We start from the raw sequence: 21,553 nt of genomic DNA on the forward strand, positions 1-21,553 counted from the left end.
TCCGTACCCGTCAGGAAGACACAGGGTCACTCCCGCCGGTGGTCAACGTTCGTGGCTGCGCCGGCAGGAGTGGCGCCACCCTCATCGGACCAGTCCTGGCCCTGGTTGTCGTTGAGGGCCGGGTCCGATTCAACATCAGAGGTGCCCAGGTTCACCGTTTCCGGGTGCGTGCTGTGGGCGGGGATGTGGTCCCCGGCGGCGCCGGTCTGGTCCCCGGCGATGCCGGACGCACTCTGTGGGGCGCCGGCGTCGGACGTCTTTGCCTTGCCGTTGCCGGACGCATCATGGTGAGCCGCGGACCCGATCATGGTGCCCGCACGGCGGGCCGCCTCGCCAAGTTGGTCGGCAACCCCGGGAGCCTTTTCCTTGATGGCCTCCGTGGCGGCGCTGACCTTGTCCTGGACGGGCTTACTGTCCCAGATGCCCGCCGCCCTTGACTTGAGTTTGTCGTAAGCTGCCCGTCCGGACCGGGATCCCAAGACGTAGCCTGCTGCAATGCCAATGCCCAAAAGAAGTTTCGATTTCATGATGAACTCCTGCCCGATAAGAAGGTGTCACGCTCCGGCTTGAATAGCCGGGGGAAAGAAAACCGGCCCAGGGAGGTGTCCCGGGGCCGGTTTTCAGGCCGGTAACGAAGTTAGCTGCGAGCGCTGCGCTTCGTGACCAGGCCGTAGATCAGCAGCACGATGATCGAACCGACGATCGCGAGCAGCCAGGTCTGGATCGAGAAGAAATCCTGCAGCGGCGCATTGAAGAGCAGGCCACCAAGCCAGCCGCCGAGGAACGCTCCGACTACACCGAGCAGCAAGGTGATGAAAATGCCGCCACCCTGCCGGCCGGGAAGGATCGCCTTAGCGATAGCACCGGCAATAAGGCCAAGAATCAGAAATCCAAAGAAGCCCATTTTTGTCGTTCCCTCTTCCTAAGTCAGGGAGGTGCCCGGATCCCGGGTACGCTTCATCCCTCTGCCTCAATACTAATCATGCTTAGTTTCTTTTCGCCACTCCGGATCCCGGTGGAGGGCCCGTTCAGGGCCGTTTAGTGCCCTGTCCGGTCTGAATCATTCCCGGCTCCCGGACCTTCGTCCAGGTCCGCAAGTTCCGCTAGATCCTGCGGGCTCAGGGCGAAGTCAAAGACCTCCAGGTTCTGCCGCATGCGCTCGGAATTAGCCGATTTTGGAATAACTACAAGTCCTTGCTCAATATGCCACCGCAACACCACCTGGGCAGGTGTTTTGCCATACTTCTCACCCAGTTGAGTCAAAATGGGCGCCTGTAAGAGGCTTGCTCCGGAACCTCCCAGCGGGCTATAGGACTCGGTGACGATCCCGTGCCGCGAATCGAATTCGCGATCAGCTGTGCGGGTGACGGCCGGGCTCAGCTGAATCTGGTTTACGGCCGGCACAACGTCCGTCTCGGCCAGAAGCCGTTCCAAGTGGGCTGGCTTGAAGTTGGAGACGCCGATGGACCGGGCTTTCCCCTCGGCCTGCAGCCGTTCAAACGTCTTCCAGGTGGAGACAAATTCGTCGCGTCCGGGGAGCGGCCAGTGGATAAGCAGCAGGTCCACATAGTCCAACCCCAAGCGGCTCAGTGACCCCTCAAGCCCCGCCACAGCCCGGTCCTGGCCCTGGAACTCCCCGTCCAGCTTGGTGGTAATGAACAGTTCGCCACGGTCGATTCCGCTGGCGCGGATGCCGTTCCCCACGCCCTCCTCGTTGCCGTATTTCACGGCGGTGTCGATGTGCCGGTACCCGGCCTCCAGGGCATGCACGACGGCGGTCGCCACCTGGCGGTCGTCCAGCGGCCAGGTGCCGAGCCCCAATTGCGGGATGGAGTGGCCGTCATTGAGCGTGATGAGCGGTGAAATTGTCATCACCCCAGTCTGCCCGCAAACAGGCAGTTGCGCAGCGCCCGAACGGGCCCGGAGCGCGGGTGGAAAAGGCCTAGCCCGCGCTCCGCGACCACCGGACCAGGCGGTCACTCAACTCCATGAATTTGTGGTCCACCACCTGAAGTTCAGGATGGGTGTCGTACCAATTGACGATCTCCCGGGCGCCGTCCGCAAAGGGGATGGTGGCCGTGTAGCCCGGAACCAGGGCCTTGATCTTGCTGTTGTCGAACACCACCGAGTGGGCCCGGTCCCCGAGCAGGCTCGGCCCAAGGTGAGGACTGTATGCGGTGCTCTGCGCGGCAATGGTTTCTGAAGCGATGTGGACGAGTTCCGGCTCGGAAACCCCGGCCGCACGGGCAAACAGGCCGTAGATCCGGTCCCAGGGCAGGTATTCGTCGGAGGTGATGGTGTAGCTGTCACCCACCGCCTCCGGCCTCCCCAGCAGCCCCACGAAAGCCTTCGCGAAGTCCCGCGCGTGCGTCAATGTCCAAAGGGAGGTGCCATCGCCGTGCACCACGACCGGCCGGCCGGCGCGCATGCGGTGGATGTCTGTCCAGCCGCCGATCAGGCCAACCCGGGTGCGGTCATACGTATGGGAGGGGCGCACCACAGTGACCGGAAAGTCAGCGGAACGGTACGCCTCGAACAGCACGTCCTCGCAGGCGATTTTGTCCCGTGAATACTGCCAGAACGGGTTCTTCAACGGCGTGGATTCCAGGATCGGCAGCCGGGCGGGCGGCTTTTGGTATGCCGATGCTGTGCTGATGAAGACGTATTGGCCGGTCCGGCCGCGGAAGAGCTCCACGCTGGCCCGCGCCTGGTCCGGGGTGAAGGTGATGAAGTCGGCGACGGAGTCGAACGTCCGTCCGGCAAGTGCGCCCCGTACAGCCTCCGGGTCGCGGATGTCTGCCTGCAGCACTTCCGCGCCGTCGGGCACCGGTTTGCCGGACTGTCCGCGGTTGAGGATTGTCACGCGGTGGCCGAGCACGACGGCGTGTTGGGCCGCTGCCGCGCTGATTACCCCGGTGCCGCCGAGGAAGAGGAGGTTCCGTGGTGCCGCAGTACCGGCGTTAGGGCCAAATGCCGTCACCACGCGTAATCCTCCGGAGCGGGTCGGTGGCCCGGGAAGATCACATCGAGTTTCTTGAGTGCTGCGTCATCGAGCCTGACATCCAAAGCACGGATGGCGGCGTCGAGCTGTTCCTGCGTCCGCGGACCCACGATCGGTGCGGTTACGCCGGGCTGGTGGAGCAGCCAGGCAAGGGCGACGTCCCCGGGTTCGTGTCCCAGCTCGTCCGCGAAGTCTTCGAACTGCTGGATCTGTTCCCGATGGCTCTTCAGCGTCTCCAGGGCCCGCCCCTCCATGCGCCGGACGCCGGCGCGTTCCTTCTTCAGCACCCCGCCGAGGAGGCCGCCCTGAAGCGGGGACCAGGGGATCAGGCCCAGCCCGTACTGCTGTGCTGCCGGAAGGACCTCAAGTTCAACTTCGCGGCGGATCAGGTTGTAGATGGACTGCTCGCTGACCAGCCCGGTGTAGTTCCGGCGTCGTGCCGCTTCCTGTGCCTGGGCGATGTGCCAGCCGGCGAAGTTGCTGCTGCCCGAGTACAGGATTTTGCCTTGCTGGACGGCGACCTCGATGGCCTGCCAGATCTCGTCCCACGGGGTGTCCCGGTCGATGTGGTGGAACTGGTAGACGTCCACGTAATCCGTCTGCAGACGCTTGAGGCTGGCATCCAATGCTCGCCGGATGTTGAGCGCGGACAACCTGGACTCGTTGGGGCGGTCCGTCATGGTGCCGTACAGCTTCGTGGCCAGAACGGTGCGTTCCCGTCGCTCAACACCTGCGGCGAACCAGCGGCCGAGGATCTCCTCCGTCCAGCCACGGTGACCGGCGCCGCCGTACACGTTGGCGGTGTCAAGGAAATTGATGCCGGCGTCCAGTGCGGAATCCATGATCCTGTGAGCGTCGGGTTCGTCAGTGTGCGGGCCAAAGTTCATGGTGCCGAGGCAGAGCCGGGACACTTTCAGGCCGGAACGTCCAAGATGGGTGTACTCCATGGGGTCCTCACTGTCCGGAGAGGGTTTCACAAGGTGCAGGCACCGGGGCCTGCCGGACTGATCCGGCAGGCCCGGGCCGGTGTTCTAGAACTGCGTGAAAGCTGCGACGGCGGGATCCGCACCGATGCGCGCACCCCGCTCGAGGGCGGTGATTGAGGCGATTTCGTCGTCGGTCAGTCCCAGGGACGTGGCTGCGAAGTTCTCGCGCATGCGTGCCGAGTCAGCTGACTTGGGAATGACGATGGTGCCGGCCGCAAGGTGCCAGGCCAGGACCACCTGGGCCGTGGTGGCATGGTGGGCCTGAGCAGCCGCCGTGACGGCATTTCCGTTCAGGTCCCCACCCTGGCCGAGGGGGCTGTAGGCCTCCACGGCGATCCCGAGGGCGCGGCTCTTGGCGGCCAGGTCCGCCTGCTGGAAGCTGGGGTGGAGCTCGATCTGGTTCACGGCCGGAACCACGTCGCTGGATTCTAGCAGCGTGTCCAGGTGCTCAGCCAGGAAGTTGGAGACACCGATCGCCCGGAGCTGCTCACCTGCGTACAGGTGCTCCATCTCCTTCCACGCCTGGACGAAGAGTCCCTGTGACGGAACGGGCCAGTGGATGAGGTAGAGGTCCAGGAAGTCCAGCCCCAGCGCCTTGAGGCTGTCCTGGAACGCGTCCTGAACCCGGCCCTGATCGCCGTTGCGGAGCTTGGTGGTGATGAAGAGTTCCTCGCGCGGAATTCCGGAAGCTGCGATTGCTGCACCGACGCCGGCCTCGTTGCGGTAGGCGGCGGCGGTGTCGATGTGGCGGTAGCCGGCTTCGAGGGCGTCCTCGACGATTCGCTGGGTGTCTTCCGGGGGCACCTGGAAAACGCCGAAGCCGAGCTGGGGAATGTTGACGCCATTATTCAGCGAAATGTCAGTCATGGATGACTCCTCTGTTGCTGCAAGGCTGCTTCCTGGGGCATGGCCGCACTGGAAGCCGCTTTCGGAAATGTTCCACGTACGAGCCTATGCACTTTTCCGGTCCGCGTCTGCCACAACGCCGCCCGCGGGCAGTCCGCCACAGGCGCCACACGTGTCTCACCCACCGCACGCGGCGGACGCGCCGGCGAGTTACACACCGAGGGCCGTTAAACACTGATGGCCGCGCCGGGGGCGCGGCCATCAGGTGTGCACATCAGCTCAGGGCGGACTCAGCCTTCGTGGCGGAAGCCCAGTTTGACCCGCACCTGCCAATCGGCGATTTTGCCGTCGGTGAGATGGCCGCGGATTTCCTTGACTTCGAACCAGTCAAGGTTGCGCAGGGTTTTGCTGGCTTCAGCGATGCCGTTGCGGACTGCTGCGTCAACGCCTTCTTCGGAGGTGCCAACAATTTCGGTAATGCTGTACGTGTGATTGGACAACTTCGCTCCTCGTGATCGCCGTCGATTCCCGGTTGCGGGCCGTCCTTGAACCCTAGTGGCGATTTCCGGGCGTGGCCATAGCCCGGGGCGTGGAGTTGTTGCGGGCGGGAGGACTTTACGGCGCTTGAAGGACCAGGTTCTTGAGGTCGTCCAAGGTTTGCTGCATGTGGGAATCCATGGCCTCGCGCGCTTTGGCGGGGTTACGCGCTTCCAGCGCTTCGGCGATGCGCTGGTGGTGGCCGATGGCGTGTTCCTGGATGGTCCGCACGGCTGAGGTTTCCGCACGGCGTTTTTCGAGCACGCGCTGCAGGGGCTCGAAGAGGACGGCAACAAAGACATTTTCCGAGGCACGGAGAATGAGGTCGTGGAAGGCGAGGTCGGCCTCCACAAAGGCGCCGACGTCGTTGACCTGGTGGGCTGCCCGCATGGCTGCGACATTGCTGAAGAGCGCCTGGATGTCGGCTTCGCCGATGCGGGTGGCGGCGAGTTCGCATGCCCCGGTCTCCAGCATCCTTCGGAGCTCGATGAGCTGCACGGAGGCCACGGCCTCGTTCTGGCCCTCGGAGGCGGCACGCAGTACGGCCTCCAGGGACGCCCAGCGGTTCAGGGGGTTCACAAACGTGCCGCGGCCGCGTTCCACACTCAGGATCCGCTGCGCCTCGAGGGTTTTCATCGCCTCGCGCACGGTCATGCGGCTGACCTCGTGCTTTGCGCTCAGTTCCAGCTCGCCGGGCACGCTGGAACCGGGCGGAAATTCCCCGGCAATGATGCGGTCCAGCAGTTCGTCAGCCACCACGCCAACCAGTGATTTCCGTGCCATTGATCCCCCTTTGCCTCCGTTGCCGGACGTCTGACAAGTGTACTTGCGGGTTTGGATGTGCTGTGCCACACTATTTCAAATGTTAGATGTCAGACATCTTACAGTTAGCTTAATACCCCAAACATCACAACGGAGTGCACAGTGACGCTAGAAGCAGACCTCCTGGCCGCCTTCCCGGCCGAAGTCCGGATTCCCGCCCGCCTCGTGGCAGATGCCGTGGCCGCCTCCAGCGCCGAAACGCCCCGCATGCTGGTAGTGCTCGACGACGACCCCACCGGCACGCAGTCCGTTGCGGATCTGCCGGTGCTCACCCGCTGGGACGTTGAGGACTTCATCTGGGCCTTTGGCCAGTCCAAGCCCGCCGTCTACGTGCTGACCAACACCCGGAGCCTGGACCCCGCCGAGGCTGCCGCCCGCAACGAGGAGGTGGTCCGCAACGCCCTGGCGGCCGCCGGTTCCGGCCTGCGGCTGGGCTTCGTGAGCCGCAGCGATTCCACCCTCCGAGGCCACTACCCCCTTGAACCGGACGTCATCGCCGCAACGGTGGCTGAGGTCAGCGGCGAAGCGACTGACGGCGTCGTCCTGGTTCCCGCGTTCCCCGACGCCGGACGCGTGACCATCGGCGGCGTGCACTACACCCGCGGAACGGGCGCCGAGACCGGAACACTCACCCCGGCCGCGGAGACCGAATTCGCCAAGGACGCCAGCTTTGGGTACAAAAACTCCGAGCTGGCCAAGTACGTCGAGGAAAAGTCGAAGGGCCGCTTCGCGGCGGAGTCGGTGATCGTCCTGGACCTGAACATCATCCGTGCCGGCGCGGCCAGCGCAGGCACCGCAGCAAACCCCGACGGCGACCCTGCCGTCAGTGCCGGCATCAGCGCCCACGCCATCGCTGACGCCGTCGCTCCCGCCACCAACTCCACGCCCATCGTGGCTGACATCGTCACCGAAGATGACCTCCGCGTGCTGTCGCTGGGCCTGGAAGAGGCCGAACGGCGCGGCAAGAAGCTGCTGTACCGGGTAGGCCCCCCGTTCGGCCGGGCCAGGATCGGCCAGGACATCCGCACGGAGCTGAGCGGCGCCGAAGCCTACGCCGGCAACACCCCTTCGGAGGCAGGCGGCCTCATTGTTGTGGGCTCGCATGTGGGTGTCACTACCCGCCAGCTCAAGGCCCTCACTGAACAGCACAGTGCCGCGCGGACCGTTGAGATCGACGTCGAAAAGCTGCTTGCCGCCGAAACCGAAGCGGCTGCAGACTCCTACCTTGACCAGACCGTCAACACCGTGGTGGACGCACTCCACAGCGGAGACGTCATCGTCCACACCAGCCGCCTGCTCATCAAAACTGACGACGCCGCCGAAAGCCTCCGGATCGCCCGCACCGTATCCGCCGCCGTCGTGGCCGTGGTCAACCGGACCCTCAAGACCTTCCCGCCCCGGTTCGTCATCGCCAAGGGTGGCATCACATCTTCGGACGTCGCCGCGCACGGCCTGGAAATCCGGCACGCCATTGTCCGCGGCCCCATGCTGCCGGGCATCGTCTCGCTCTGGGAACCGGTGGACGGCCCCGCCAAGGGCATCCCGTACATCGTCTTCGCCGGCAACGTGGGCGATGACCAGTCCCTCGCCGACGTCACCCGCAAGCTCAGCAACACTTTTTAGTCCCCACCGGCTCCCAACCCTCGCAAGCTCGGGCCGGGTCCCTCGCCAGAGTGGGCCCACCCAAAATTCAATGGAGAACACCATGACCAGCAACTACACCGTCACCGTCCTGGGCCTCGGCGCCATGGGCCTGCCCATGGCCACCCGCCTGGCATCCCAGCTGACCGTCCACGGCTTCGACATCGCCGAGCCGCGCCTGAAGCTCGCCGAAGAAGCCGGCATCGCCACCTTCAGCACCGCCCGCGACGCCGCCAAGGGCGCCGACGCCCTGCTCCTCGCGGTCCGCAACGGCGAACAGCTCAACGATGTCCTCTTCGGTGCGAACGGCGTGGCCTCCGTGCTGGAGCCGGGCGCCGTCGTGATCCTCGGCAGTACTGTAGGCACCGAAGCCATCCCTGCCACCGTGGCCAAGCTGGCCGAATACGGCGTCGAACTCGTGGACGCCCCGCTCTCAGGCGGCCCCAAGCGCGCCGGTGAAGGCGACCTGCTGATCGTCGTCGGCGCGTCCCCCGAAGCACGCGAAAAGGCGAACCCGGCCCTGGAACTCCTCGCCTCCACCCTCACCGTGGTGGGCGACAAGCCCGGCGACGGCCAGGCCCTGAAGACCGTCAACCAGCTCCTCTGCGGCGTTCACATCGCCGCTGCCGCCGAGGCCATGGCCCTCGCCGACGCCCTCGGCCTGGACCAGGCCAAAACCCTTGCCGCCCTCGAAGCCGGTGCCGCAGGTTCCTTTATGCTCTCCAACCGCGGCCCGCGCATCCTCGAGGCCTACACCGAAGACGGCGCCGAGGTCCTCTCCCGCCTGGACATCTTCGTCAAGGACATGGGCATCGTCGGCAAGGCCACCCGCGCCGCCGGCCTGGCAGCCCCCGTTGCTGCCGCCGCCGAACAGCTCTACCTCCTCGGCCAGGCCCAGGGCCTCGCCGCCGCAGACGACTCCGCCGTCATCAAAGTGGTCGCTCCCACCAGGCGCACCGCCTAAGTACCTCCTGAAAGACGTACGACGACGGCGTTCCCCCTTCCGTCGTCGTCGTACGCACTGTAGTTCCAACGCCCTAGCCCCGGCAGAAATATTTAGAGACCCGTCAGCCCGTCTTCTGGAAGACTGGCTTGTCAAAGGAGACACCCGCAATGAACCCCCTGATCAATTCGCTGATGGTGGGGGCTGCCGACGCCCCAGCCATCAAACCCGCAGTGGAGCTGGGTACCCCGCTGCTCCTCACCATCGCTGCCGTGGGTGTTGCCCTCCTGCTGGTGATGATCATCCGCTTCAAGATTCAGGCCTTCGTGGCTCTGCTGACGGTCAGCATCCTGGTCGCCGTGGCTGCGACCATTCCGCTGCAGGACGTCTTCACCGTAGTCTCCAGCGGCGTGGGGAGCACGATGGGCAAAGTGGCAATCCTGATTGCCCTCGGCGCTGTGCTGGGCCGGATGATTGAAGTGTCCGGTGGCGTCCAGTCCCTCGCCGACCACTTCACCCGCAAGCTTGGCGCCAAGCGGGTTGCCGTGGCACTGACCGCCGTCGGGTTCCTGGTGGCCATCCCGGTCTTCTTCGAGGTGGGCATCATTGTGCTGGTGCCCATCGTCTACGCCTTTGCCAAGATCGCCAAGGTGCATCCGGTCAAGTTCGGCCTACCCATGGCCGGCATCATGCTCTCCATCCACGTCGCCGTCCCGCCGCACCCCGGAATTGTTGCCGGTGCCGGCGTGCTTGGTGCCGACATCGGACTGATCGCCCTGATCTCGCTGGTGATCTGCGTGCCGCTCGGTTTCCTGTCCTACTGGGTGGCCTCCATCATGAACCGCAAGGACTACGAACTGCTGCCCGCCGTGAAGACCCAGGTGGAAGAGTTCGGGACCAAGTCGCTCGTGAAGGTGGGTCACGACGGACCCGGTGCCGCCGGCATCGCCCCGCCGCGTCCAGCGTTGATCATTTTCCTGATTGCAGCGCCCATCGTGCAGATCCTGCTCGGAACCCTGGGTACCCTCATCCTCCCCAAAGCCAGCCCCTGGTACGGCGTGGCCGCGTTCATCGGTAACCCGTTCCTCGCACTCCTGGTGGCTGTGGCGTTGTCCTTCTTCCTCCTCGCCGTCCGGCGCCACTGGTCTCTGAGGGAAACGGGTGAAATCTTCGAGGGCGCCCTTCCGCCCATCGCCTCCATCCTGATGGTGGTAGCTGCCGGCGGTGTCTTCGGCAACGTGCTGCAGGTCTCCGGCATCGGCGGCGCGCTGTCCAAGACCCTGGACACGCTGGGAGTACCCCTGCTGCTGCTTGGTTTCATCATCTCGCTGGCCCTGCGCGCCGCACAGGGTTCGGCAACGGTCGCGATCGTCACCACCACAGGCCTGCTGAGCGCTGCGGTCAGCAGCGGCGGCTACACCCCGGCGCAGATCGCGGTCATCGTCATTGCCATCGGTTTCGGTGCCTTAGGTCTCTCCCACGTGACGGATGCAGGGTTCTGGGTGGTGGTGCGCTACTACGGCCTCACCGTTTCGGACGGACTCAGGACCTGGACCGTCCTCACCACCATCCTGGGCGTTGCAGGCTTCCTGCTGACCTACGTTGCCTGGATCCTCGTGGGCGGGCTGGGCGTCTGATGCGCACCCGGCTCGACCACCTGGTCATCACAGCCCTGCAGGAGGGTTCGGCCGTCCCCGCGTTCACCTGCTACGACTTCACTACTGCCCTGGCCGTGGTGGGCGCCGCAGAGGACGCCGGACGGGGCGCCATCCTGCTGGTGGCCCCGAAAACGGCCGCCACGAGCAACGGCCCCCGGCTGATCGCCGCCCTCCGCGGCCTGGCCGATGCCGCCTCCGTCCCGGTAGCCGTCCAGCTGGACCACGCTGCGGACCTGAACGTCATGGCCGACGCCGTCGCGGCAGGGGCGGATTCCGTCCTCGCGGACGGTTCGGCCCTCCCGTATGAGGACAACATCGCGCTGGTCCGGGCGGCCCGTGCCCTGCTGGGTGCCGAGGTGGTGCTTGAAGCCGAACTTGGTGGCCTGGCCGGGGACGAGGACCGGGCCTTCGGCGCCGACTCCGCCGGCGCGGACGTGGCCGGGCTGACGGACTCCGCCCAGGTGGAGGACTTCGTGGCCCGGACCGGCGCGCAGCTGCTGGCCGTTGCGGTCGGAAACGTACACGGCAAATACAAAGGCGAGCCGCAGCTGCGCTGGGACGTCCTCCAGGACATTGCAGTGCGGACCCACATTCCGCTGGTGCTCCACGGCGCGTCCGGCATTCCCGCGGACGAGCTGGTGAAGGCGGCGGCCATGAATGTGGGCAAGGTGAACTTCAACACCGAGCTCCGCACGGGCGTGCTGTCCACGCTCCAGGAGCAGCTGCCGCCACACCGGGCCGACGGCGAGAACCTTCAGGGCCTCCTGGCCCACTGGAACACCTCTGCCGCGGATTTCGCGGGCGCGGCGTTGGGCATGCTCACCCGCTGAACGGATCGCGGGGGACAGGGAGGCTAGGATCGGCACATGATCCTGGCCTCCCTCCTTTTTGCCTTCATTGCCGCAGCCCTGCACGTCTACATCTTCAGCATGGAATCCCTCACCTGGACCAGGCCGGCCACTTGGAAGCGTTTTGGCCTCAACTCCCAGGCCGACGCCGAAACCACCAGGCCGCTTGCGTACAACCAGGGCTTCTACAACCTGTTCCTGGCCGTCGGCGCCTTCATTGGCGTGGGCTGCTTGGCGTTCGGAGCGGACGGATCCGCCCAGGCCATTGTGGGCTGGACCCTGATCTTCAGCTGCTGCGGCTCCATGTTCCTCGCCGCCGCCGTGCTTGCCCTTACGGGGCGGAAGTACCTCCGCGCCGCGGTTCTGCAGGGCACGACGCCGCTGCTCGCCGTCGTGCTCGGGTTGCTGGCAGTGGCGGCAGGCTGAGCCGGCGCGCCGGCGAGAGGGCACTTGGCGGCAGTCCCGGGCGGCGGAACTGCCGTCAAGTGCCCTCTCGCCGAATTTCTGGCTGGGAGCGCACTGCGGGCGGACAATTGAGGCAAGAACAGCAACGGCGTTTGTAGGGGATTGCACGTGGGCAATGTCAGTGAACAGGGAGCATCCGCGCAGCGCCGCGGGGCGGAGCGGGAGCGCGACCCTGCCATTGATCTGGTCCGGTTTGTCTGCCTCGCCCTGGTTGTGGTGAGCCACTGCATGATGGTCAGCCCGGTCCTGCACCCCGACGGCACCGTGACGTCGGAAAACACGCTGGGGGATCAGCGCTGGTTTGAGCCGGTCATCTGGATCTTTATGGTGATGCCGCTGTTTTTCGTCACGGGCGGAACCACCGGACTGCAGTCCTGGCGACGGCTCAAGGCCAGCGGCGGCAATGGCTTCGAGTTCGCCCAGGCGCGGCTGCTGAGGCTGGTCCGGCCGGCGGCAGCGCTGCTGGCGGTCATGTTCCTCGGGCTATGGGCCGCACGCCTGACGGGCGTGGATCCGCAGGTGCTCCAGCTGATAGCTACGGGCGCCGGCATGCCGCTGTGGTTCCTCGCGGCGTACCTTGCCGCGCAGCTGAACATACCGTTGCTGGCCCGCTTTCACGCGCGCGCCCCATGGCTGACCATGGGCGTACTGGTTGCCCTGGTGGTTGCTGTTGACTGCTTGCGCGGAGCCCTGCCGATGCTCGCCTACGCGAACCTGGTTTTTCTGTGGTGCGCCGTGCAGCAGGTGGGTTTCCTGATGGCTGACGGCCACCTGACCCGGCTCACCCGGTCGCATCTGGCGGGACTCATCGTGGCGGCAAACCTGCTGCTCGGCGCTGTCACCGGCCTGGGCCTCTACACCGGAAACATGCTGGTCAACCTCAACCCGCCCAACCTCTGCCTGTTCCTGCTTGGGGTATCCCAGGCTGCCGCGCTGCAGCTCGTCCGGCCGTGGCTTGCCTGGACATGGCAGTTTGGCTGGGTGTGCGCGATGGTCATGGTCTCGGGGCGCCGCGCCATGACGGTCTACCTCTGGCACCTGCCGCTGCTGGCCGGAATGTCCGGCCTGCTGCTGCTCACCGACTTCCCCAAACCCGCGGCCGGGACCGCGGAGTGGTGGTGGGCGCGGCCGCTGGTCCTCCTCGGGGTACTCATCCTGCTGCTGCCCGTGGTCGCGGCATTGGGCCGCCTCGAAGAACGCCCTGCGGCCTCCCTCCACTCCCGCGGCAGGCCCGCCGCCGCGGTGGTCACGGCCGCCGTTGTGGTCTTCATTCCGGTGGCGGACGCCGCCTTCAACGGGTTGACGCCGGGACTGCTGGGAGGCGGCGCCGCATGCTTTGCGCTGGCCGTCCTGCTGCTGGGCAGAATGCCGGAACGGGCCCCTCATGATGTGGCCGCGGGGCGCCCCGTCAGCGCGCAGGGCGGGTAGGGGCGGCCATTGCCACCGCAGCCAACTAGTGCCAATGTCGAACCATGACAGAGAACATGATTTCCACTGAGGATGAATTCAGCCCCGCCGTTTCACTGACCCGGGATGATGAGCATCACCGTTACGAGCTGAAGGTCGGCGGGAAGATTGCCGTCCAGTCCTTCTTCCAGGACCGGCCCGGACACGTGGATTTCAGCCACACCGAGACCGCCGAGGAATTCAAGGGCCAAGGCCTGGGAAAGGTGCTGGCCCACTTCGCCCTGGACGACGTTGTGGCATCGGGAAAACGCATCATCCCGCATTGCCCGTTCATCGCCGGCTACCTCCGCCAGCACGAGGGCTACGAGCAGCACATCGACTGGCCGGAGGACTGACGCCCGGCGCCATGGCAGGCGGCCCAAGCTAGTCTGGGCGCATGACAACAACAGCACTCGTCACCGGGGCCAGCGCCGGGCTTGGAGCCAAGTTCGCCCGGCAGCTCGCCGCCCAGGGCCATACCGTGGTTCTCGTGGCCAGGAACCGGGACCGCCTGGAAAAAACAGCGGCGGACCTGAAACAGCGTTACGGAACAACGGCGGAGGTGCTCCCCGCAGACCTGACGGACGACGCCGGGGTGGCCGCCGTCGTCGCCCGCCTCACCGACGCCGCCCGGCCGGTGGGGATCCTGGTGAACAACGCGGGCATCGGCCTGCTCCACGACTTTGAGCAGAACACCATCGCCGAAGAGAAGCAGCACCTCAAACTGCACTGTGGGGCCGCCCTGGAACTGACCCACGCTGTACTGCCCGGGATGCTGGAATGCGGTGCGGGCCGGATAATCAATGTGTCCAGCGTGGCGGCGTTCCTGCCCCGGGGGACCTATGCGGCGGCGAAGGCCTGGCTGCTGACCTTCAGCCGCTGGGCCAACCTTGCCTACGGGGCGCGCGGCGTGACGGTCACAGCTGTCTGCCCGGGCCTGACGCACACCGAGTTCCATGAGCGGATGGGCATGGACAAGGCGGTGGCACCGGCCTGGGCGTGGCTGACGGCGGAGCGGGTGGTGCGTGAAGGCCTGGCCGACAACCTCCGCGGAAAGTCTGTGTCCATCCCGTCCAAGCGCTACAAGGCGGTGGCCGTGGCGGCGCGGGTGCTGCCGGACAGGCTACTCACCGGGCCGGCGCGCAGACCGAAGTAGCGGGAACCGGGCAGGCGGCTGCCGTACCGTCCGCTGGCGGATTCGTTGCCGGACGGCCACCGCCACCAGGATCCCCACCACGGCACCAACGAAGGTTTCCACGCCACGCTCCAGGATCAGCACCGTGGGATCGATCGGCGCCGCGAGCTGCGTCATCAACAGGATGACCGGGGTGAATGACACCATGGCCAGCCCGTAATGACGGGTCATGAACAGCTCGGTGGTGAACTGGAAAATGATGACCAGGACGCCCAGGACCACCACCTGATGGGCGGCGAATAACGGTGCGAGGGCCCACGGTGCGGGCACCAGGACGACGGCGGTGACCGCCAACCCGAGGAAGGTCCCCACGATGCGGTGGATCCCCCGCCGCACCCGGCTGGGGAAGTCCGCTCCCGCCAGGGGCACCGCGGCAGCTGCCATGGCCCAGTGTGGATGGCCGCTGCCGCTAAGCACACCGATGGAGCCGGCAAGCCCGACCGCCGACACGTAGCGGGCCGCGTGAACGGCGGCAGACCGGCCTGCCGCACCACGCAGGAGCACCACCTCACGGCTGGCTCCAGGCTGCCACGAACGGTCCCGGAACCAGCCGCCGAAGCCCACCGCCAGGGAAAACGCGGCAGCCCCCGCCGCGATCAAAAGAGCAATGTACCAAGGGACGGCGGTGGGCACCGAGGCGCAGGCACCCAGGGCCAGGATGCCGAAGAACGGGCCGTTCGGTTTGAGCTTCACCCGGTCCGAATAGACCGACCCGACGCCGGCCAGCACCGCCTCGACGGCCACCAGCCACCAGGAGTGGAGATGGTTGACGGAGAGAAAGACGCCCACCGCCACCCCGCCGACCAGCACCACGGCTGCCTGGGACTGGTGCCGGAGCCGCAGCTGATGCGGTTCGGACCGCCCATACATGCCAGTCAGGGCACCGAACACCGCATAAACAATCAGGTCGGCCCGGCCCAGAAGCAGCAGGAGAAGTGAAGGGACAGCCACGCTGGTGGCCACCCGAAGCGCTGCCAGATGGTCTTGATTTGCAGGTTCCAGCCGGTGCAGGGCGTGTACCTGGCGCATCACGGACTTCACGCGGGCCACCTGTCATTGATTACCGCCCCGGTGCCGGGGCCTGCCACACGATTATCCCCCGGGGACCCACCGGCTGGCGGCCGGGCATGAATGGAGCCGGGAGCCTGGACTAATGTTGACCGATGATTGAGCCGCACCAGCTGACCGAGAGCGTCACAATGCGTCTATTGCGTCCGGGCGATGCGGCGGCGCTTTGCGCCGCTTACCTACGCAACCGTGACTACCTTTCCCCGTGGGAGCCGGTTCGGCCCGGGGAGTACTTCACGGAGGACTGGCAGGCTGCCGACATCGCCGGCCGTCTCGCGGCGCATGAGGCAGGGGAGGGATGCCCCTTCGGCCTGTTTGCCGGCAAGCGACTTGTGGGCCGGTTCAACGTGGCCGGCATCGTGCGGGGGCCGTTTCAGAGTGCGGGGCTCGGGTACTGGGTCGATAGCGAGTACGCTGGCCGGGGCGTAGCGTCCGCTGCGGTGCGGCGCATCGTTGCGGTGGCCCGCGACGAACTGGGGCTCCACCGCCTTGAGGCCAGCACGCTGCTGCACAACATCGGCTCGCAACGGGTCCTCCAAAAGGCCGGATTCCAACAGATTGGCATGGCGCCGCAGTATCTGCAGATCGCCGGAAAGTGGCAGGATCACAACCTTTACCAGGTGCTCCTGCACGCCTGAGGTGCCGGGCCGTGCATGGCGCCCGTGCACGGCTAAGGCCCGCCCTGTGTGCTTCCCCCAAGGAAAGCACACAGCACGGGCCTCTGAGCGCGGGCTACAAGACGGCCGAAACAGGCCGGATTGTTGTTCGGGGTGTTGCTTAGACTCCGGCCGGCGCCTTGGCGGCGTCGGTGATGTCCTGGGTTTCAAATGGCATGTCGTCCAGGTCAATCAGCGGGTTCTCATCCTGGGTGGCCACGAGTTCACGCGCCTCCGCCTGCGTGTCCACGCTGGGCATGGAGCCCGGGAGCGGACGCTGGGCCGATTCCTTAAGGAAGTAGATGGCCACGGCACCCACAGCCGAAGTGGCCATCAGGTAGTAGGCCGGCATCATGTCGTTGCCGGTCGCATTGATCAGCGCAGCCACGATGAACGGTGTGGTGCCGCCGAAGATCGCTACGGCGAAGTTGTACGCAATGCCCATGGCGCCGTAACGGCTGGATGTGGGGAACTGCGCCGGCAGCGCCGAGGCAAGGTTGGCCACGTAGAACGTCACGGGGAAGGCGATCAGGGCGAGGCCGGCCAGGGTGGACCAGATCTCACCGACACCGATGAGCATGAAGGCCGGCGTCGCCAGGACCACCGTGCTCACTGCGCCGATCCACAGGACCGGCCTGCGGCCAATCCGGTCGGACAGCTTGCCCGTCAGCGGGATGCACAGCGCCATAATGACCAGCACCGGGATGGTCAGGAGCGTGCCGTGGACCTCGTCGTAGCCCTTGGACTCCGTGAGGTAGGTAGGCATGTAGGAAGTGAGGGCGTAGCCGGCCGTGTTGGCCGCGGCCACCAGTACCATCGCCACAATGATGGAGCGCCAGTAGGCCTTGACGATGCCGACCGGGCCCTTGGCTGCGGCCTCGTCCGAGGAGGCAGCGTTCTTGGCGAGGTCTTCCTGGGCGTCCAGGGTGGCCTGGAACTGCGGAGATTCCTCGATCTTGCTCCGGAAGTAGACGGCAATCAGGCCAAGGGGTCCGGCGATCAGGAACGGAATGCGCCAGCCCCATTCCTCCATTGCCGTCTGGCCCAGGGTCAACTGGAGTACCGATACCAGGGCGGCGCCGATGGCGAAGCCCAGGTAGCTGCCCAGGTCCAGGAAGCTCGCAAAGAAGCCCCGGCGCTTGTCAGGGGCATATTCGCTGACAAACGTGGTTGCGCCGGCATACTCGCCGCCGGTGGAGAATCCCTGGACCACTTTAAGGAGTACCAGGAGCGCAGCGGCCCAGAGGCCGATCTGTGCGTAACCCGGCAGCAGGCCGACCGCGAACGTGCTCGCGGCCATGATCATGAGGGTGGTGGCCAGGATCTTCTGGCGGCCTATCTTGTCTCCGAGCCAGCCGAAGATCACGCCACCCAGGGGGCGGGCAATGAAGGTGGCCGCGAAGGTTCCCAGCAGGAACAGCGTCTGGGTTGTCGGATCTGACTCCGGCAGGAAGACGGGTCCCATGGTGGTGATCAGGTAACCGAACACGCCGACGTCGTACCACTCCATGGTGTTACCCACGATGGTGCCGCCGAGTGCCTTTTTCAGCATGGGCTGATCTACTACATTCACGTCGGACTCCTTGAGCCGGCGACGTGCAAGAATCTTCGGTTTGCGTGTCCCCGCAGGACTCGCGGATGGTGCATTTACAGGTACTGCAGTGTTGGTTCCGCCGGCGATGTTTTCGCCTGCTGAAGAGTCGGTCGTGCTTCGGTCTGTGGGCATTTGGGCTTCTCCCGTGGAGGTCATTTGCTTGCGACTTGTAGCTGCCCCGCTCTGGGCAGGCCTTCAATTTTACGCGAATCTTGATGCGTTCCAGAGTTTGATCCCGTATGATCGCAGGTTTCAGGCCGTTTTGAGTGGCCGTTGGAAGGTTTCTTTTCCTCCGTTTTGCCGCGCCATCATTGGGATCCCGGGGGATAGGGACAGCCGTTACCGAATCTTTTTCTCTCAGCCCTCGTTTTCACGGTTATTTCGTCCCGATCCGGCGCCGAAAGTGATGGCCGCCACGGCTTGCTGCGAAGTGTCCGGGCGCGGCCGCGAGGTCAAATTCAGCGGTCCCGGCGCCGGCTTCGGGGGTTCACAACCACGGCTCGGACTGCCTATTGTTGTGCCATGGGAACACTGATTTTTGAGTAGGCGGACGCGTGCGGCCTGGTGCGCCCGGCCCCGTCCCCGCTGATCTCGTCAGAGACACGCAGACCCTCCTCAGAAAGGTTCCAACCAATGACCGACAAAAAAACCTCCGACCCGTCCCAGGATTCGCCTGAGAACCCCGATGCCAAGGGGATACGTGCCGGGCTGACCGAGGCCCAGCGGGCAATGCTCGCCAGCAAGTCCCGCGGCGGTGATTCCGGTTTGCAGAGTGTGGGCAAGAGTCATAAACCTACGCATGCCAGCGGCAAGCAGGGCCCGGCCGAGAAGAAGGTCCGCTGGTAGCACTTCAGGTTGCTGGCGCGTCATCTGTGTGGAAACGCGCTTCATCTGTGTGGAAAGGAAGGAAAAATGGCGAAGCAAAATCCAGGAGCAAGGATCGAACCTGAGGTGGCGGATCACCTCGCCGCAGCCATGCACCAGCAGTCCATGCCCGGGCCGGCCACCATTGCCGTGACCAAGGCCATGACCGGCGAACAGCATTGGCCGGACGGAAACGGCAAGCACCGGCATCCCAAGGAACGGGGTGCAGGCCACAGCCAGGTGGGCAATGAAGCGGCCGTCACTGCTGTGCACCGCACCGGACGCCCGCAACTGCCGCACTCCTCCTGACAGACGGCTGACCCTGAGACGCGGCTGCCCGGCGGATCATGCACCGCTTGGAACAACACGGCCTGGCGACTACCCATAAGGGATTCGCCGGGCCGTTGCCGTGTCCCCGGGAGGCCCGCGCGGCTAGCTTTCCGCCACCACGTCCTCGGCATCTTTATCCAGCCGCCACCCCCGCCATACCGGGTGCCGGAGCTTTCCACTGCCCGTCCACTCGCCGAACGTCACCTCCCCCACCAGCCGGGGCGTGACCCAGCGGGCGTCGGCGGCATCCTCCCGCGGCACGTCCTCGAACGGTGGGGTCTTGCGGGCGAGCTTGTCCACTTTCTGCCGGAGCTCCGCCAGCTCCCGGGTACTGAATCCGCTGCCCACACGGCCTACGTACCGCAGTTTGCCGGCGTCGGGAATGCCCACCAGCAGCGAGCCCACCGAACCCTGGCGGCCGCCCTTGCCCGGCCGCCAGCCGCCCACAACCACCTCCTGGGTCTGTTCGAGCTTGATCTTGATCCAGGTCCGCGTGCGCTGTCCGCTGACGTACCTGCTGTCGGTGCGCTTGGCCATCACGCCTTCGAGTCCCAGTTCCCGCGCGCTTTCGAGGATGTGCTCAATTTTTTCGTCCAGGACCGGCGACAGTTCCACGGGGCAGTCGGACGGACGGTAGAACTGCTCAAGACGTTCCCGTCGCTTGGCGAACGGGAGCCGGCGAAGGTCCTGGCCGGCGTCGGCCAGCAGGTCAAACAGCATGAGCCGGACCGGAATGGCGGCGCGTGCCTTGGCCACGTCACCGGGCCGCGTCAGTTTCATGCGGCCCTGGAGGACGCCAAAGTCCGGTTTTCCGGAAGGCCCGACGGCGAAGATCTCACCATCGGCGATGAACGGACCCTCCGGCCAGCAGGACCGTTCCGTCAGCTCCGGGTAGGTTCCGGTGACGTCGTTCCCGTTCCGGCTGATGATGCGGACCCTCGCGTCGTCCGCAACGACCAGGGCACGTACGCCGTCCCATTTCAGCTCGAATTTCCAGTCGCTGCCCTGCAGGTCGGCAGCGGTCCCGGCTGTGGCCATCATGGGGCTGAAGTCCTCGGCGCGCAGGGGAGGAGCCGGGGTTTTGGCCGCCGGTTCCTGCTCGGCCTTCCCTCCTGACGCGGCGGCGTCCGCTGCTACCTCGTCCCCCTCCGCCGCGTCCCCGTCAGGCGCGTCCGCGTCAGGCCCATCCCCGGCATGAGTTCTTCGTGGATGAAAGGTGTGATGGTCTTTGTCCATGAGGTGGATCAGCCACTGCCCCTCAGCATCCGGTCCGCGGCCCCGGCCGGTGTGGATCAGGGCGAACTTTTTGGTCCCGCCCAGGCCGCCGCCCTCCGAACCGGTGAGCGTGGCGATCACTTCCCTGCCGTTGATCCATTTCTCCAGCTCGTAGGTGCCGTGATCCCAGATGGTGACTTGGCCGGCGCCGTACTGGCCCTTCGGGATGGTGCCTTCGAAGGTGGCATAGTCCAGGGGATGGTCCTCGGTCTGCACCGCCAAATGGTTCTTGCCGCCCGATTCGGGGACGCCTTTCGGCAGCGCCCACGAGACCAGCACCCCCTCGTGCTCGAGCCGGAAGTCGAAGTGCAGCCGGCTGGCGTGGTGCTCCTGAATCACAAACGTGTTCCCGCTTCCTGACGCCCCGGAGAAGGGCTCGGGCGTCGCATCAGGATCCCGCATTGAGCGGTAACGCTCCAGGCGCTGGTGCGCGCCGCCGTCGTGCGTTACCTGTTCGGTGCCGCCCGGGTGCCCGCCACCATGCTCGACGGCGGCGAAAGGGTCCTTGCCTTCCTTCACCCTGCGCATCACGGCCTGGTAGTCGAGGTGGCTGACGTGGGGGGAGCTGATTTCCCGCCAGGTCCGCGGCGCGGCCACCGTGGGAGTGGGCCTGCCGCGGAGCGAGTAGGGCACGATGGTGGTTTTGGCCGCATTGTTCTGGCTCCAGTCCACCAGGACCTTCCCCGTGCGCAGGGTTTTTTTCATGTCGCTGACGACCAGATCGGGGTGGTCCGCTTCGAGGGCCCGGGCCAGTTCGCGGGCGAACGCGGAAATCTGGTCCGAGGTCTGGGAACCGTCCAGGCCGGCATAAAGATGGATGCCCTTGCTGCCGCTGGTTACGGGAACCGTCTCCAGCCCCACGTCCTGCAGGATGGGGCGGGCCAGGAGCGCCACTTCCACGCATTCGGCCAGGCCAGCGCCCTCGCCGGGGTCCAGGTCCAGCACCAGCCGGTCCGGGTTCAGCTGGTTGCCGTGCGAATCCACCTGCCATTGGGGCACATGGATTTCCAGCGAGTTGATCTGGCCAAACCACGTGAGGGTGGCCGGGTCGTTCACCAGGGGATAGTAGATGGTCCGGTCCTTGTGCGTGATGGCGGCACGGGGGAGCCAGCCCGGGGCCGAATCCTCAAGGTTCTTCTGAAAAAACACTTCGCCCGGCTCCGCCGCAGTACCCACGCCGTTGACCCAGCGCTTGCGCGTGGCGGGCCGGTTGGCCGCAGCCGGGATCAGGACATGGGCCACCGCGGCGTAGTACGCCAGGACGTCCGCCTTGGTGGTGCCCGTCTCCGGGTAGATGATTTTGTCCAGGTTGGTGAGCGTCAGTTCCCGCCCGGCAACCCGGACACGTTCCTTAGCTCCGGCCACGGGTCTTCACCTC

Annotated in this window: 22 protein-coding genes; 11 read left to right on the top strand and 11 right to left on the bottom strand. The window is 65.8% G+C overall.

Going from position 1 to position 21,553, the window contains the following annotated elements; translation table 11 throughout:
* Window positions 1–26: 26 nt before the first annotated feature.
* From SBP01_RS01705 to SBP01_RS01740, 8 genes are all read right to left on the bottom strand, one after another.
* Window positions 27–527, bottom strand: a complete 501-nt coding sequence (locus SBP01_RS01705; RefSeq protein ID WP_320537277.1) for a hypothetical protein — start codon at window positions 525–527, stop codon at window positions 27–29.
* A gap of 110 nt (window positions 528–637) precedes the next feature.
* Window positions 638–904, bottom strand: a complete 267-nt coding sequence (locus SBP01_RS01710; protein ID WP_275213914.1) for a GlsB/YeaQ/YmgE family stress response membrane protein — start codon at window positions 902–904, stop codon at window positions 638–640.
* Between the two features lie 134 nt (window positions 905–1,038).
* A complete protein-coding gene (locus SBP01_RS01715; RefSeq protein WP_275213915.1) occupies window positions 1,039–1,872 on the bottom strand; it encodes an aldo/keto reductase in 834 nt (277 codons plus the stop codon).
* A gap of 70 nt (window positions 1,873–1,942) precedes the next feature.
* Window positions 1,943–2,983 (bottom strand): SDR family oxidoreductase, encoded by a 1,041-nt coding sequence (locus SBP01_RS01720; RefSeq protein ID WP_320537278.1) that lies wholly within the window; start codon window positions 2,981–2,983, stop codon window positions 1,943–1,945.
* The gene (locus tag SBP01_RS01725; RefSeq protein ID WP_320537279.1) at window positions 2,977–3,948 is read right to left on the bottom strand and encodes an aldo/keto reductase; all 972 of its coding nucleotides are present in this window, start codon (window positions 3,946–3,948) and stop codon (window positions 2,977–2,979) included. The genes SBP01_RS01720 and SBP01_RS01725 overlap by 7 nt, the downstream gene beginning before the upstream one ends.
* 84 nt (window positions 3,949–4,032) lie before the next feature.
* Complete coding sequence (locus SBP01_RS01730; RefSeq protein ID WP_275213917.1) at window positions 4,033–4,854, bottom strand: aldo/keto reductase; 822 nt, start codon at window positions 4,852–4,854, stop codon at window positions 4,033–4,035.
* A gap of 269 nt (window positions 4,855–5,123) precedes the next feature.
* Window positions 5,124–5,333 (bottom strand): dodecin, encoded by a 210-nt coding sequence (locus tag SBP01_RS01735; RefSeq protein ID WP_275213918.1) that lies wholly within the window; start codon window positions 5,331–5,333, stop codon window positions 5,124–5,126.
* A gap of 115 nt (window positions 5,334–5,448) precedes the next feature.
* Window positions 5,449–6,153, bottom strand: a complete 705-nt coding sequence (locus SBP01_RS01740) for a FadR/GntR family transcriptional regulator (protein WP_320537280.1) — start codon at window positions 6,151–6,153, stop codon at window positions 5,449–5,451.
* A 141-nt stretch (window positions 6,154–6,294) separates the two neighbouring features.
* Here SBP01_RS01740 and SBP01_RS01745 point away from each other — a divergent pair, with 141 nt between their 5' ends.
* From SBP01_RS01745 to SBP01_RS01780, 8 genes are all read left to right on the top strand, one after another.
* Window positions 6,295–7,815, top strand: a complete 1,521-nt coding sequence (locus SBP01_RS01745; protein ID WP_320537281.1) for a four-carbon acid sugar kinase family protein — start codon at window positions 6,295–6,297, stop codon at window positions 7,813–7,815.
* 82 nt (window positions 7,816–7,897) lie between these two features.
* Window positions 7,898–8,797, top strand: a complete 900-nt coding sequence (locus SBP01_RS01750; RefSeq protein WP_320537282.1) for an NAD(P)-dependent oxidoreductase — start codon at window positions 7,898–7,900, stop codon at window positions 8,795–8,797.
* 149 nt (window positions 8,798–8,946) lie between these two features.
* Window positions 8,947–10,413, top strand: coding sequence for a GntP family transporter (locus SBP01_RS01755; RefSeq protein ID WP_320537283.1), 1,467 nt, complete (start codon window positions 8,947–8,949; stop codon window positions 10,411–10,413).
* A complete protein-coding gene (locus tag SBP01_RS01760; protein ID WP_320537284.1) occupies window positions 10,413–11,264 on the top strand; it encodes a class II fructose-bisphosphate aldolase in 852 nt (283 codons plus the stop codon). The genes SBP01_RS01755 and SBP01_RS01760 overlap by 1 nt, the downstream gene beginning before the upstream one ends.
* Before the next feature lie 36 nt (window positions 11,265–11,300).
* On the top strand, window positions 11,301–11,708 hold the full coding sequence (locus tag SBP01_RS01765) for a DUF1304 domain-containing protein (RefSeq protein ID WP_320537285.1): 408 nt from the start codon (window positions 11,301–11,303) through the stop codon (window positions 11,706–11,708).
* Between the two features lie 147 nt (window positions 11,709–11,855).
* Window positions 11,856–13,175 (top strand): acyltransferase, encoded by a 1,320-nt coding sequence (locus SBP01_RS01770; protein ID WP_320537286.1) that lies wholly within the window; start codon window positions 11,856–11,858, stop codon window positions 13,173–13,175.
* Between the two features lie 44 nt (window positions 13,176–13,219).
* Complete coding sequence (locus SBP01_RS01775; RefSeq protein ID WP_275213926.1) at window positions 13,220–13,549, top strand: GNAT family N-acetyltransferase; 330 nt, start codon at window positions 13,220–13,222, stop codon at window positions 13,547–13,549.
* A gap of 41 nt (window positions 13,550–13,590) precedes the next feature.
* A complete protein-coding gene (locus SBP01_RS01780; RefSeq protein ID WP_320537287.1) occupies window positions 13,591–14,349 on the top strand; it encodes an SDR family oxidoreductase in 759 nt (252 codons plus the stop codon).
* On the opposite strand, the gene SBP01_RS01785 is transcribed toward SBP01_RS01780, so the two are convergent.
* Window positions 14,317–15,429 (bottom strand): FUSC family protein, encoded by a 1,113-nt coding sequence (locus SBP01_RS01785; RefSeq protein WP_275213928.1) that lies wholly within the window; start codon window positions 15,427–15,429, stop codon window positions 14,317–14,319. The two genes, SBP01_RS01780 and SBP01_RS01785, sit on opposite strands and share 33 nt — an antisense overlap.
* A gap of 122 nt (window positions 15,430–15,551) precedes the next feature.
* Between SBP01_RS01785 and SBP01_RS01790 the strand changes: the two genes are divergently transcribed.
* Window positions 15,552–16,094, top strand: a complete 543-nt coding sequence (locus SBP01_RS01790) for a GNAT family N-acetyltransferase (RefSeq protein ID WP_275213929.1) — start codon at window positions 15,552–15,554, stop codon at window positions 16,092–16,094.
* Window positions 16,095–16,233: 139 nt separating this feature from the next.
* Here SBP01_RS01790 and SBP01_RS01795 read toward each other — a convergent pair whose 3' ends face one another.
* On the bottom strand, window positions 16,234–17,838 hold the full coding sequence (locus SBP01_RS01795) for an MFS transporter (protein ID WP_275213930.1): 1,605 nt from the start codon (window positions 17,836–17,838) through the stop codon (window positions 16,234–16,236).
* Window positions 17,839–18,339: 501 nt separating this feature from the next.
* On the opposite strand from SBP01_RS01795, the gene SBP01_RS01800 reads away from it, so the two are divergent.
* Both SBP01_RS01800 and SBP01_RS01805 read left to right on the top strand, forming a co-directional pair.
* Window positions 18,340–18,552, top strand: coding sequence for a hypothetical protein (locus SBP01_RS01800; protein ID WP_275213931.1), 213 nt, complete (start codon window positions 18,340–18,342; stop codon window positions 18,550–18,552).
* Between the two features lie 66 nt (window positions 18,553–18,618).
* A complete protein-coding gene (locus SBP01_RS01805; protein ID WP_275213932.1) occupies window positions 18,619–18,879 on the top strand; it encodes a hypothetical protein in 261 nt (86 codons plus the stop codon).
* A 123-nt stretch (window positions 18,880–19,002) separates the two neighbouring features.
* Here SBP01_RS01805 and SBP01_RS01810 read toward each other — a convergent pair whose 3' ends face one another.
* The gene (locus tag SBP01_RS01810) at window positions 19,003–21,540 is read right to left on the bottom strand and encodes an ATP-dependent DNA ligase (protein ID WP_320537288.1); all 2,538 of its coding nucleotides are present in this window, start codon (window positions 21,538–21,540) and stop codon (window positions 19,003–19,005) included.
* Between the last annotated feature and the right edge of the window lie 13 nt (window positions 21,541–21,553).

The organism is Pseudarthrobacter sp. IC2-21, from assembly GCF_034048115.1.
Taxonomy (GTDB): domain Bacteria; phylum Actinomycetota; class Actinomycetes; order Actinomycetales; family Micrococcaceae; genus Arthrobacter; species Arthrobacter naphthalenicus.

Excerpts from the sequence above, each read along its gene's own strand:
- SBP01_RS01705 (WP_320537277.1), bottom strand. The coding sequence starts at position 527 with ATGAAATCGAAACTTCTTTTGGGCATTGGCATTGCAGCAGGCTACGTC.
- SBP01_RS01710 (WP_275213914.1), bottom strand. The coding sequence starts at position 904 with ATGGGCTTCTTTGGATTTCTGATTCTTGGCCTTATTGCCGGTGCTATC.
- SBP01_RS01715 (WP_275213915.1), bottom strand. The coding sequence starts at position 1,872 with ATGACAATTTCACCGCTCATCACGCTCAATGACGGCCACTCCATCCCG.
- SBP01_RS01725 (WP_320537279.1), bottom strand. The coding sequence starts at position 3,948 with ATGGAGTACACCCATCTTGGACGTTCCGGCCTGAAAGTGTCCCGGCTC.
- SBP01_RS01730 (WP_275213917.1), bottom strand. The coding sequence starts at position 4,854 with ATGACTGACATTTCGCTGAATAATGGCGTCAACATTCCCCAGCTCGGC.
- SBP01_RS01740 (WP_320537280.1), bottom strand. The coding sequence starts at position 6,153 with ATGGCACGGAAATCACTGGTTGGCGTGGTGGCTGACGAACTGCTGGAC.
- SBP01_RS01750 (WP_320537282.1), top strand. The coding sequence starts at position 7,898 with ATGACCAGCAACTACACCGTCACCGTCCTGGGCCTCGGCGCCATGGGC.
- SBP01_RS01755 (WP_320537283.1), top strand. The coding sequence starts at position 8,947 with ATGAACCCCCTGATCAATTCGCTGATGGTGGGGGCTGCCGACGCCCCA.
- SBP01_RS01760 (WP_320537284.1), top strand. The coding sequence starts at position 10,413 with ATGCGCACCCGGCTCGACCACCTGGTCATCACAGCCCTGCAGGAGGGT.
- SBP01_RS01765 (WP_320537285.1), top strand. The coding sequence starts at position 11,301 with ATGATCCTGGCCTCCCTCCTTTTTGCCTTCATTGCCGCAGCCCTGCAC.
- SBP01_RS01775 (WP_275213926.1), top strand. The coding sequence starts at position 13,220 with ATGACAGAGAACATGATTTCCACTGAGGATGAATTCAGCCCCGCCGTT.
- SBP01_RS01780 (WP_320537287.1), top strand. The coding sequence starts at position 13,591 with ATGACAACAACAGCACTCGTCACCGGGGCCAGCGCCGGGCTTGGAGCC.
- SBP01_RS01790 (WP_275213929.1), top strand. The coding sequence starts at position 15,552 with ATGATTGAGCCGCACCAGCTGACCGAGAGCGTCACAATGCGTCTATTG.
- SBP01_RS01795 (WP_275213930.1), bottom strand. The coding sequence starts at position 17,838 with ATGCCCACAGACCGAAGCACGACCGACTCTTCAGCAGGCGAAAACATC.
- SBP01_RS01800 (WP_275213931.1), top strand. The coding sequence starts at position 18,340 with ATGACCGACAAAAAAACCTCCGACCCGTCCCAGGATTCGCCTGAGAAC.
- SBP01_RS01805 (WP_275213932.1), top strand. The coding sequence starts at position 18,619 with ATGGCGAAGCAAAATCCAGGAGCAAGGATCGAACCTGAGGTGGCGGAT.